The 11369-nt window shown below is 42.8% G+C and carries 18 protein-coding genes; 14 read left to right on the top strand and 4 right to left on the bottom strand.

Annotation, left to right across the window (positions count from 1 at the left end; genetic code table 11):
• Positions 1-415: 415 nt before the first annotated feature.
• Together ACFILU_RS02055 and ACFILU_RS02050 are read left to right on the top strand one after the other, a co-directional pair.
• A complete protein-coding gene (locus ACFILU_RS02055; protein WP_375674530.1) occupies positions 416-1147 on the top strand; it encodes a phage antirepressor KilAC domain-containing protein in 732 nt (243 codons plus the stop codon).
• Entirely contained in the window at positions 1144-1422 is a 279-nt protein-coding gene (locus ACFILU_RS02050; protein WP_006589100.1) for a hypothetical protein, read from the top strand. Before ACFILU_RS02055 ends, ACFILU_RS02050 begins: the two co-directional genes overlap by 4 nt.
• A 47-nt stretch (positions 1423-1469) precedes the next feature.
• On the opposite strand, the gene ACFILU_RS02045 is transcribed toward ACFILU_RS02050, so the two are convergent.
• Both ACFILU_RS02045 and ACFILU_RS02040 read right to left on the bottom strand, forming a co-directional pair.
• On the bottom strand, positions 1470-1751 hold the full coding sequence (locus tag ACFILU_RS02045) for a type II toxin-antitoxin system YafQ family toxin (protein ID WP_208438264.1): 282 nt from the start codon (positions 1749-1751) through the stop codon (positions 1470-1472).
• On the bottom strand, positions 1738-2001 hold the full coding sequence (locus ACFILU_RS02040; RefSeq protein ID WP_375674529.1) for a type II toxin-antitoxin system RelB/DinJ family antitoxin: 264 nt from the start codon (positions 1999-2001) through the stop codon (positions 1738-1740). The genes ACFILU_RS02045 and ACFILU_RS02040 overlap by 14 nt, the downstream gene beginning before the upstream one ends.
• 119 nt (positions 2002-2120) lie before the next feature.
• Between ACFILU_RS02040 and ACFILU_RS02035 the strand changes: the two genes are divergently transcribed.
• Positions 2121-2273 (top strand): hypothetical protein, encoded by a 153-nt coding sequence (locus ACFILU_RS02035; protein WP_375674528.1) that lies wholly within the window; start codon positions 2121-2123, stop codon positions 2271-2273.
• A 50-nt stretch (positions 2274-2323) separates the two neighbouring features.
• Here ACFILU_RS02035 and ACFILU_RS02030 read toward each other — a convergent pair whose 3' ends face one another.
• Positions 2324-2629, bottom strand: coding sequence for a BrnA antitoxin family protein (locus ACFILU_RS02030; protein WP_375674527.1), 306 nt, complete (start codon positions 2627-2629; stop codon positions 2324-2326).
• Positions 2607-2873: a BrnT family toxin gene (locus tag ACFILU_RS02025; RefSeq protein ID WP_375674526.1), complete on the bottom strand. Its 267-nt coding sequence runs from the start codon at positions 2871-2873 to the stop codon at positions 2607-2609. Before ACFILU_RS02025 ends, ACFILU_RS02030 begins: the two co-directional genes overlap by 23 nt.
• Positions 2874-2957: 84 nt before the next feature.
• On the opposite strand from ACFILU_RS02025, the gene ACFILU_RS02020 reads away from it, so the two are divergent.
• From ACFILU_RS02020 to ACFILU_RS01970, 11 genes are all read left to right on the top strand, one after another.
• Complete coding sequence (locus tag ACFILU_RS02020; protein ID WP_375674524.1) at positions 2958-3527, top strand: hypothetical protein; 570 nt, start codon at positions 2958-2960, stop codon at positions 3525-3527.
• Positions 3517-5463 (top strand): phage terminase large subunit family protein, encoded by a 1947-nt coding sequence (locus ACFILU_RS02015; RefSeq protein WP_375674523.1) that lies wholly within the window; start codon positions 3517-3519, stop codon positions 5461-5463. The genes ACFILU_RS02020 and ACFILU_RS02015 overlap by 11 nt, the downstream gene beginning before the upstream one ends.
• Before the next feature lie 3 nt (positions 5464-5466).
• Complete coding sequence (locus ACFILU_RS02010) at positions 5467-5715, top strand: phage head-tail joining protein (RefSeq protein ID WP_375624120.1); 249 nt, start codon at positions 5467-5469, stop codon at positions 5713-5715.
• A complete protein-coding gene (locus tag ACFILU_RS02005) occupies positions 5715-7397 on the top strand; it encodes a phage portal protein (RefSeq protein WP_375674521.1) in 1683 nt (560 codons plus the stop codon). The genes ACFILU_RS02010 and ACFILU_RS02005 overlap by 1 nt, the downstream gene beginning before the upstream one ends.
• The gene (locus ACFILU_RS02000) at positions 7387-8457 is read left to right on the top strand and encodes a S49 family peptidase (protein ID WP_375674520.1); all 1071 of its coding nucleotides are present in this window, start codon (positions 7387-7389) and stop codon (positions 8455-8457) included. Before ACFILU_RS02005 ends, ACFILU_RS02000 begins: the two co-directional genes overlap by 11 nt.
• Positions 8340-8720: a hypothetical protein gene (locus ACFILU_RS01995; protein ID WP_375674531.1), complete on the top strand. Its 381-nt coding sequence runs from the start codon at positions 8340-8342 to the stop codon at positions 8718-8720. Before ACFILU_RS02000 ends, ACFILU_RS01995 begins: the two co-directional genes overlap by 118 nt.
• Positions 8717-9085, top strand: a complete 369-nt coding sequence (locus ACFILU_RS01990; protein ID WP_375674518.1) for a head decoration protein — start codon at positions 8717-8719, stop codon at positions 9083-9085. The genes ACFILU_RS01995 and ACFILU_RS01990 overlap by 4 nt, the downstream gene beginning before the upstream one ends.
• A gap of 12 nt (positions 9086-9097) precedes the next feature.
• Positions 9098-10174 (top strand): major capsid protein, encoded by a 1077-nt coding sequence (locus ACFILU_RS01985; RefSeq protein WP_375674516.1) that lies wholly within the window; start codon positions 9098-9100, stop codon positions 10172-10174.
• Between the two features lies 1 nt (position 10175).
• The gene (locus ACFILU_RS01980; protein ID WP_375674515.1) at positions 10176-10532 is read left to right on the top strand and encodes a hypothetical protein; all 357 of its coding nucleotides are present in this window, start codon (positions 10176-10178) and stop codon (positions 10530-10532) included.
• Positions 10533-10570: 38 nt separating this feature from the next.
• Complete coding sequence (locus ACFILU_RS01975; RefSeq protein WP_375674514.1) at positions 10571-11080, top strand: hypothetical protein; 510 nt, start codon at positions 10571-10573, stop codon at positions 11078-11080.
• A partial coding sequence (locus ACFILU_RS01970; RefSeq protein WP_375674512.1) for a phage baseplate assembly protein V occupies positions 11061-11369 on the top strand: 309 nt, incomplete at its 3' end. The genes ACFILU_RS01975 and ACFILU_RS01970, both read left to right, overlap by 20 nt.

The raw sequence follows: 11369 nt of genomic DNA, 5'->3' as shown, positions 1-11369 counted from the left end.
GGGCAGGCGAGCGCGAACTATCGCTAGCGACAGAATTTTCAAATTGACTGTACATTGTACACTTAACTCATTGATAAATAATAATTTCAATATGTACACTATACAGTATGTGATTATTTTTAGATAAAAATTATTTTTATTCTTGACATTGTTGCGTCAATGTCTATTTTCGAATTAGGTGCCTAGAAAACACCTTAAAATACCAAGCGGATTGGTTGCCGAAATAATCAGTCTTCTGAAAATTAAAGATTTTGACTCATTATATGCTGTAGCATATAACGGTCTTGTCGGGTGTAGTTACACTATACAATACCCTCACGGGAAAGGTGTGACGACGGACTTGGTACCGTGTTTTCTAGCACCCGGCACTCTTTTAGAGTGTCAATAGAAAACCTCTATTACCAAGGAGTTCACAGTGAACACACTTATAGAAATTAAAGAAAGCACTGCTAATAGTGCTACCACTCAGACTATGTCGAGTCGTGAAATTGCAGAATTATGTGGTAAAGAACATCGGAATGTTATGCGGGATATTCGGCAAATACTCACTGAGCTCAAAATTGAGCTGAGTAAATTTGCAGGATTCTACAGAGATTCAACAGGTCGTACTCTTCCTTGCTACAATCTTCCCAAACGTGAATGTTTAATTCTTGTTTCGGGTTACAGCACTGCTTTACGAGCAAAGATTATTGACCGCTGGCAAGAATTGGAAAGACAAGTAGCAACACCACAAATAAATCTTGCCAATGCTTTGGAAAATCCTCTTACGATTAAACAGCTCCTTTTAGAGAGTATCAATCAATTAGAAGACTTAAGAAATGAGGTGAGTACACTCAAGCCTAAAGCAGAAGCTTTGGAAGGTTTAAAACGCTCTGATGGTTTATTCGGTCTTATCGAAGCAGCGAAGATGTTGGAGGTGCGCCCAAAGGACTTAACCAATTACTTGCGTAAACATGATTGGGTGTATCGACGGGCTCCAGGGGCGCCTCTGTTACCTTATCAGGATAAAATCAAAAAAGGTTTCATGGACTGTCCTGCTATCACTATCCAAAGACCAGATGGTACAGAAAAGGTACTGCCTTCAACGAAAATCACATCCAGAGGATTGGCATGTTTGAGAGAACAAATCTTTGGGGGTGTGCAATGAATAGCAGTGTCGATTTTTTGTGCGATTTATGGATGGCATTGTTTAAGCTTTCTAATCATCGAGGCATTGGAGATGAGGACTGCAATGCTATAGTTGAGGTTATGGAATCGGTCGTAGATGCTCTGGTTTTAAAGCTTCAAGATGACGTGCCCAATATTACAAAAATCTTGGCAATTTTGACAGATTTTGGAGCTTCAGAACTTCCACATCGTATGGATTCTTTGTTGCGAACTTATGAACCAAATTTAGACAACCCCATTAAAAAGGTTGCTTAATTAAAAAAATAGAACTCCCCTTCCCGTTCTTAAAATGGGGAGGTGGTTTAAAGATCAAGTTTTGAATGGGAGCCCAGACGCACTAAAATCAATCGATCTTGACCAATCAAGCGATAAATCAGTACTAAGTCAGGTCGAATATGGCAATCTCGATAATTGCTCCAATTCCCAGTCAATGCATGGTCATGATATCGAGGTTCTAAAGGTTGATCATTTGCTAATGCTGCAATGATTTGGCGCAAATCAGTATCTAAAAGATGCCGATACCGTCCTTTCATTTCACGCTTGAAATCACGTTTGAAGATAGTGGTACGTTCAATCGTCCGCATAGAGATCATTAAATAATTCGTCTACGGAATGAAACTTTTTTAAGTTACCTTCCTCTAGTTCTGCAAAAGCCGCTATAGTTTCCGCATTAGGTTGAAATAAGAAGGACGGAATAGCTTTATCTTGTGCAATACGCGTCATCAACACTCTCACAACATCACTTACTGATAAACCTGAAGCTTGAATAACTTGATTAGCGATATTTTGAATTTCTTCTGGTACACGCGCTTGAACCATACGACTGGCAGCCATAATGACTTCTCCTCTTGTAACTGTATTTCAATGTAATACAATTGAAGTTTAATTTCAACTGTAAAGCACATTTTTTAGAGNATGATATACGTTTTGCTTTCCCAAAAGATTGGGATAAAATGTCTCCAACTAAAAAGGCTGTTTACATTTATGGACCTCTCCATATGCATCTTGTCAAAGCCTTTACATTGGTAGAAGAAAGCAAACATTATAAAGCTTTAATCAAAGAAGCAAAACAAGTCTTAGAAAGATCTGTCGTAAAAGCTGCTTAGATTAAGACACATCTCTCCTCCCCGTTATCAACAATGGGGAGGTGGTTGGTTTAGCTGCCACTTGCTTTTTTTAAAACTTCACCCATACGTGTTCGCCAGTCTTTTCCTTGTTTTTTAAAAGAAGCAATAACGTTTGGGTCAAGGCGTAGAGTAACCGCTTGTTTGGGAGATTCAACGGGTGGACGCCCACGTTTACGGCGTTCTTCTGTTACATATTTAAAAAAGGAAGGTGGTAAAACATCTTTAGCTGGCTTTAAGCGTGCAAGTTCTTCATCTGTTAGTGATGGGGAATCCACAGCGTCCCAATCTTCTTTTGTGTAGCCACATCCTGTTTTAAAGGTTTTTTTGATAGTCATTGAAAACCTCTCTTTCTTTTTTATTCGCTTGACGAAAACTGATAATGGATATCGCTTCATTGCCAAGCTTTGCAAAAACAATAACTGTTGTGTCATCCGCAAAATGTCCAATAGCCTTTATGCGGTTTGAATGTGTTGCATCAATAAGAGCATGTTCCCAGTCAAAGTAAATAACATCAGCAAAATCAAGCTTATGTTTAACAATGTTTAAAGCTCTTTTTGGTTCATCCCACACTATCTTCATATATTTTATGTACACGAAAAATAAAACCTTGTCAATAATTAAAGTGTACAATAATTCGTATATACCATTCAAAATGGAGCAACTATGAATAAGAAGAATCGTAAGGGTTTATCGGTTCGTGCGTTTGCGAAGAAGATGGGTGTTTCACATAATGCGGTGGTTTCTCGGATAAAGACAGGTAAATTTGATGCGGCTCTTTTTGAAGATGGTTCTGTCAATGAAGCGCTTGCCACAAGCATCTGGAATGAGAATCCAACAAAGCGCCCTGCCCCATTTTTAGCGCCTGATGGTCAACCGCGAACAAAGGTCAAACAAGCCTCCACAGATGGAGCCAATGAATACAAGATAAAACTGGAGCGAATGCAAGTTGCGCTAGCAAAAGAAAAGATTGCTCTGGAAAAGTTACGCGAAACCACTGTTGATCGTGAAGAAGTGAGAAAAGAAGCATGGAATTTTGGAAGAGCGCATCGAGATACAATGCTCAATTTTGCCTATCGCTTTGGTACTGAAATTGCAGCGCAAGTGGGATGTGATGCTGCGAGCCTTATTGGAGCTATCGATCATCATATGCGCAAAGCTTTAGTGGAAAATGTCGTCCCTGTTTCTTTTCACGATCCCAACATTTTAGAAGAGAATCCAGAACATGATAAGTGATGCTTCGCCCTCGTCCTCTGGTGCTGGGCTCTTTTTTTGCTATGCGAATGAAGGACGCCGTCCTGACCCGCCTTATACTGTTTCCCAGTGGGCTGATAAAAATCGTTATTTGAGCACAGTTACGAGTGCTGAGCCTGGGTTATGGAGGACTATACGTACCCCCTATTTACGAGAGATCATGGATAATCTTTCTGTTTATGATCCGACTGAAACAACGGTTGTGATGAAGGGGGCTCAGATTGGAATGTCGGAAGCAGCATTGAACTTTTGTGGTTATGCCATTCATCATAGTCCAGGACCTGCCCTTTATGTGATGCCGACAGTTGAGACCGCTAAGAAACTGTCAAAGTCTCGTCTTGATCCGATGATTTCAGCTAGCCCTGCTTTAAGTGAACGCATTGCTCCTGCTCGTGCAAGAGACAGTGGAAATACAATGTTTTCAAAGGAATTTTATGGGGGAACATTGATGATTACAGGAGCAAATAGTGCTGCTGGATTGCGTTCTTCTCCTATTCGCTATTTGGTTTTGGATGAAGTCGATGCTTACCCATTGAATGTCGATAATGAAGGCGATCCTGTAACAATTGCTGAAAAACGAACCTCTGCTTTTATTCAACGTAAAATTTTTAAATTGTCCACGCCCACCCACCGTGACACAAGCCGTATCGCCAAGGATTTTGTGCTTGGTGATCAGAGATATTACAATGTTCCTTGTGATGCATGTGGTGTTCTACAGCCCATTGTTTGGTCACAAATCAAGTGGCCAAAAGGCGCCCCCGAAAAAGCTGTGTTTGTTTGTGCGCATTGTGGTCATGAACATGCCGAACATCGTAAGTCCACCTTAATGGCAGAAGAAAACGGTGCTTGCTGGATCGCAACCCAAGAGTCAAGTAAGCCTCGTCTGCGTTCTTACCATATTTCAGCGCTTTATTCGCCATGGCTGACTTGGGGCGATTGTGCGCGCGAATTTTTAAGAGCCAAAGAAGACCCTGCTCTTTTGCAAGTTTTTATTAATACAGTTCTTGGAGAGCCATGGGAAGACAGAACAGGCGAAGTTGTTGACCCTGATAGCCTCTATGCAAAACGTGAAGATTATCCATTGGCACCAGAACAAGCCGTGTTGTTGACAGCTGGTATTGATGTGCAAAATGACCGTTTAGAGCTTGAAGTGGTGGGATGGGGGCGTAGTGAAGAAAGTTGGCATATTGATTATCAAGTGATCCTTGGTGATCCCTCTTCTTTTGAAGTGTGGGACCAATTGGATGAATATCTTGCAAAACGCTGGCCACATCCAGGCTATAAAGAGGGTATCAGAATAACAGCTGCTTGCATTGATACCGGTGGTGGACACACACAGGCAGTTTATAATTATGTACGCCCGCGTGAGGGGCGGCGTATCTGGGGGATTAAGGGGCAAGCGGGATGGCGTGCGGTATGGCCGCGCCGACCAAGCAAAAACAATAAAGGACAGATTAATCTTTATATTGTTGGGGTTGATGCCGCGAAAGATATTATCACGGCACGGTTTAAAAAATCCGGTCCTGAAGCATCGGGGGCTGGTGCAACACACTTTCACAAAAGCCTTGATCGAGAATATTTTGACCAACTGACCGCTGAAAGAAAAGTCATCAAATATTTTAAAGGCTTCAAGCGTATTGAATGGCAAAAAAGCGAAAAGGCAAGAAACGAAGCCTTGGACTGTAGGGTCTATGCTTATGCTGCTTTACAAGGTCTGATTTCGGCAGGAATAAACCTTAATCGAGAAGTCAATATCTTAGAAGAGCGTCTGAAAAAACTTAAAGTTGAAGGCTCTTTAGAGCAGCCAACATCAGAACATGTGCCCTCTCCTTCTCCAAGAAGATCTCAGACAGCACAGCCTCAAAAGAAGCCATTCAGAACAATGATAAATCCTTATATGCGAGGGGATTGGAGGTAATTTGTGGATGAAACTTTAGAACCAATTAACAGCAAAATTGACAGACTGGAAAGTTTAAAAAGGCGGCGTGAACAAATTGAAGAAGCTCTTTATTCAGGTGCACAATCGGTACGCCATGGCGATAAGCAAGTAAGCAACCGCTCTGTTGAGGAACTGCGCAGAGCGCTTGAGATGCTGAACACACAAATAGCCAACCTTGAAGGGCGCAAGCGTTCACGCGTTTTCTATTTTAATATATCACGAGGCTATTAATGGCTGGTTTTTTCAATAAACTCACAGGCTTTTTTAAAATTTCTCGTCAACACAATCCCCATTTTGAAGCTGCAAGTAAAAGCCGTCGCATGGGTGGTTTTGACCCCGCAAAAAAACATATCAATAAAGCGATTGAAGAATGCGGTGATACCATTGTTGCTCGTTCAAGATGGCTTTATGACAATGAATCTCTTTATGGGTCTGCAACAGAAGAATGGGTCTCTGCGGCTGTTAGTGATGGGATTAAACCTTATCCTCGTATTGAAGGTTTTCAAGAAGAAAAGAAAAAGCTTTTAGACTTATGGTGGCAATGGGTTGATGAAGCCGATTATGATGAAGATGCCAATTTTTATGGACTTCAAGCAACCATTGCACGAGAGGTCTTTTTAACCGGAGAATGCTTTGTAAGACTACACTATGTCGACCTTTATGGACGCTCTGGTGTGCCGCTTCAATTACAAGTTTATCCAACCGAAATGCTGGATTTAACTTACAATGGACCTGCTGAGATTGAAGGCAATTACATTCGTATGGGAATTGAATTTAATGCCAGTGGTAAGCGCGTTGCTTATCATTTCTGGGAACATCATCCCTATGATGATGTCCCTGCAAATATGGCATTTGAGGAGAGCCAAGAGCGCGTGCGCGTCCCTGCTGAAATGGTCCTTCACATCAAAGAGCGCCGTATTGCCGGACAATTGCGCGGTTCTCCCAAAATAACGCGCGCTATGACAAAGATCTTTCAACTCGAATCCTATGATGATGCAGAGCTTGAACGAAAAAAAACAGCGGCTCTTTTTGCAGTGTTTATTACAGGGAAGGAATCTCATGAGGCAGAGTTAGAGGATAATCGTGAAAAAACGAAATTTGAACAGAAGGTAGAAAAGAAGATTGAAGAGGTACCCGAAGAGCATCCAATTTACCCTGGCTCAGTTAACGTGGTCGATGGCGAAAAACAAATTACATTTTCAACCCCTGTTGAAGTTGGAGGTTCTTATGAGGCTTTTCAATTTCGCAATATCTTGAAAATTTGTGCAGCACTTAATATGCCTTATGCCGTTGTGACTGGAGACGTTACGCGGGGGAATTTTTCAAATGTGCGTACCTCCNAGGCTTTTCAATTTCGCAATATCTTGAAAATTTGTGCAGCACTTAATATGCCTTATGCCGTTGTGACTGGAGACGTTACGCGCGGCAATTTTTCCAATGTGCGTACCTCTATCATTCAGTTTAGACGGCACGTCAAACAATGGCGTGAACATATCATTGCCTTTCAGTTTAATCGCATTATATGGGAGCGTTTTGTTGAAATGGCAGTGCTTGTCAAATGTGTCAATTTGCCAGGGTGGGAAGAAAATCCCTTGCCATGGGTTCAATGTGAAAGCTTTGCGCCTCCGCTTGAAATGATTGATCCAAACAAGGATATCTCAGCGGAAAAAGAAGAAATCCGTGCAGGCTTGAAAACACGACGCATGGCACTTGCCGAGCGTGGCTTTGATATCGACAGCATTCATGCCGAACTTGAAGAAGAGCACACAGACGCTCGTGCACGCGGCTTATCTTTTGACACGGATATGGCAACGCCCTCTGCTAGCAATCAAGTGATTGATACCGCAGATTCAGACCCTTCTGAGATTTATGAAAGTAACCAAGGCAGTGAGGCACATACAAATGGTGAATAATCTCGACATGCCGTTTTTGGCATCACGGCTTTTTGGGGTTCCACATATGCTTGCCTCGACAAAGCTTGATATCATTTTGAATGCTCTTGCACCACGCCTTTTTGAGGGAGAAAAGTTTCCCATTGAAGCTTATTCGCAAGAGAATACAGAAGCTTTCAGACCCCCTGAAACTTATGTAGTACAAAACAATGTTGCCATAATACCGGTTCATGGCACGCTTGTGCGCCGTGGTGCATGGCTTGGGGCTTTATCGGGGCTAACCTCTTATGAAGGTTTAAGGGCTTCTTTTCGTGAAGCCATTGCACAACCTGATGTTCGCGCTGTCTTACTTGATATTGACAGCGGCGGTGGAGAAGCCGGTGGTGTGTTTGATTTGGTTGAAGAGTTTCAAACACTCTCAAAACAATACAATAAACCCATTTGGGCACATGCCAATGAGTTTGCGTGTTCAGCGGCTTATGCCATTGCCTGCTCTGCTTCTCAAATATGGGTAGCTCGCACGAGCGTTGTGGGCTCGATTGGGGTTGTTTGTGCCCATCTTGACCAATCCCGTGCAGATGAAAAACACGGGCATAAATGGACCTTTGTCTTTGAAGGTGATCACAAAACCCATGGCAACCCTCATGAACCCTTGAGCGATACAGCACAGATAAAAATGCAAGCCGATTGTGCCCTGCTCTACGAGATGTTTGTCGATTTGGTGGCGCAAAACAGACGCTTAAATGCTGCTGCAATTCGTGACACGAAGGCAGAAACTTTTATAGGCACCCAAGCGATCACGCTTGGATTAGCAGATGTGCAAGGCACCCTTGCGCAAGCTTTGGAAGCCTTAACGGATTCCATATCACAAAACCCAACATCAACAACAAAAGAAGGACAAAACACATGGCACGCACACAATACCGCGCTGAAGAAGAGGATGACGAAAAGATCGTCGACATCATCAATGACGAGGAAGAGGACGAAGACGATAGTGACATCGACAAAAACGCCGAAATCTTTGACGACGAAGAAAACGAAGATGAGGATGAAGACAACGAAGACAAGCAAGAAAACATAAAAGCTGCTCTTGAAAAAGAAAGAAAGCGCGCAAAAGCACTAACAACCCTTGAAAGGCAAGCAAAGCACTTAGGCGTTTCTTTTGACGCAGCAAAAGCTATTCAAAACGGTATGAGTCTCGAGAAAGCACGCCAGTGTGTGTTGACGGCTGCTAGCTCTCAAAGCGCGTCTTTAAAAGTCTCGCCTTATGCCCCTCATAGTGATGGGACGAGCAAAGCAAAGATTCACGCAAAATGGGAAGCCGCTTGGAGGGCAGTGAAATGACGAATATTATTTATGACGACGTACGCAATGGCGCTTATCTTGGACCCTACGATCCGGATATGTCAAACGAAGAAGTGGTGTTTGCATCAGGAGCATTCATTGAAGCGGGAACTGTCATGGGAAAGATAACCGCAACGGAACACTATGTCCCCCTTAATCCAGCAGCATCAGATGGCAGTCAAACACCGGCAGGAATTTCTTTTGCTACTGTTGATGCCTCTGAAGCAGATCAACGCGCTGTGATTACAGCTCGCTTATGCACTGTAAAAGCTTCTGAACTGCTATGGCCAGATGCCATCACGGATGAAAAAAAAAGTGCTGCCATTCAGTCTCTCGAAGACCATAACAATATTTTATTGCGATAGGAGAATGCGCACATGGATATGAATTTTTTTAAACATGATGCTTTTTCAAGCATCACAATGATGAAAGCCATTGAAAACTATGAGTTTCAACCTGGTCTTGTAAGCTCTCTTAATCTTTTTGAGGAAGTGGAAACAAGCACCACAGTGGTTGGGATTGAACGGCGTGATAACACATTTTCGCTTATTCAAACCAGTGAACGTGGCGCACCTTTGGCAGAAGGTGATAGAGAGGGGCGTAATCTTCGGTTTTTCAAAACAACACGGATTGCCAAAAGTGATACAGTGAAATCAGAAGAAATCCAAAACCGTCGTGAATTTGGCGCAGAAGATCAGTTAGAGACAGCAATGAAATATATTGCCAGAAAACAAAAGAAACTGATTTCTGAAATCGAATTGACATGGGAGAATATGCAACTCGGCGCCGTTCAAGGGGTTGTTCTTGATGCTGATGGCTCCGTGATTGTCGATTGGTACAAGGAATGGGAAATCACACCACCAAAGCCCATTGACTTTAAACTGAATGTTGAGACAACCAATGTTGCTGACCATGTTGACCAAGTCATTATGAGGATGATTGAGGCTTCAAAAGGAGCATTTTCTGATCGTTCACGGATTATTGGGCTTTGTGGAAATGAATTCTTTTCCAAGTTGAAAAACCATAAAACAATTCGTGAGACCTATTTAAACACAGCCTTAGCACAAACACTCAATAGCGCAGGAGGTGTTGCAACACCGAGTGCTCTTGGCTCGGGGAGCTTTGGCAGTTTTGACTTTGCTGGTGTAACCTTTATCAATTATCGCAGCATTCACAACTATAATGTGAGTGCGAAGGCTGGAACCAAACGCGCCATAGGCATTAAGCCTGACGAATGTCAATTCTTTCCTGTTGATGCGCCTGGTGTATTCCAGAAAACCTTTTCCCCTGGTGAAAGCTTGGATTTTGCCAACACGGTTGGAAGACCTCTCTACACGATGCTTATCGTCGACCACGACCGTAATGCATGGGTAAAACCGGAAGTCTATAGCTATCCGCTTTACATCTGCACACGCCCAGAAATGCTGTTTAAAGCCGTGATTGGAGCGAAATAACATGCGATGGCACGGGCTGCTAAACCAAATGGTTAAAGATGTACGCAACACTTTTGGGCAGCCCATCATCTACACGCGAAAGGACAACCAGCAATCTTTTCGTATCACAGCGATTTACGGCATCAAACATTCGGAATCGGAGGCTGGAGGCAGAATCCCCACGACAATTGCAAGAAAGGAACTTGATCTTTGTATCAATGATATCGGGGGAATACCACCAAAACCTCAAGATAGTATTGTGGTCCTCTCTCTTGAAAACAACAAAGCCCCCTCTTCTCAAGAACACTTCGTGATCACAGATGTCCAAGCCTCTGAATCCGGTATGTATAAACTTATCTTGCGGGAGATAAAACAATAAAACATCCACGCGAAACGATAAGAGAAACATTTGTTACGTTGATCAAAGCAGCAAAGACGGCAGCTGGTGACAATGTTTTCAATATGCGCGATTTCAATTTATTTATTGAAACAATGCCAGCTATTAATATCTCAACGCAAAGTGAAATCATCGAAGATGGACATGATTTTGGCTTAAGACGGCGTGTTTTAACAGTAGATGTTGAATGCTATGCAACATGTGAAGATGGCGCACGTTTTGTTGACCAATTAGCATGGGAAGTTGAAGAGATTTTCCATGCCAACCCCAATCTTAACAACACCGTTGAGATATGCCGCCTGCAAAATATTACTTTTGCCTTTGGTGATAATGGCGCTCTAGCACTCCACGGTGCAATTTTAACCTTTGACGTAACTTACGTCACCAATATCCCCAACATGGATGAAGAAGAAAGCAGTGTAACAGCAAGACTCGTTGAACCTTTCTTAAGCTTTGAACCAGAAACAGGCGTGAGAAATAAAGATAAATACCATAAAATTGAAGGTGGACATGTTAGAGCGGCGCGATAAAGAGATCACAGATCTAAAGAGACGTGTGGCCAATATGGTTGTGGTGGGGAAGATTAGCCATGTCGACCATAAAAACGCACGCTATCGGATAAAAAGTGGCAATCTTGTCAGTGACTGGATTCCAGACACACAAGCCCGCGCCGGTAAAACACGCTCTTATGAAGGGCGTGATATCGGAGAGCAAGTGATTGTTGTCTCGTCATCCGGAGATTTATCGCAAGGGATGATTGTTGGTTCCATTCATACAGATGCTAATCAAGCAGCCGATAAAGGCAGCATTCACCGAACG

This window comes from Bartonella sp. CL100XZDX (assembly GCF_042195375.1).
Lineage (GTDB): Bacteria > Pseudomonadota > Alphaproteobacteria > Rhizobiales > Rhizobiaceae > Bartonella.
Note: the sequence above shows the minus strand (reverse complement) of the source record. Positions and strands in the feature narration are given on the sequence as shown.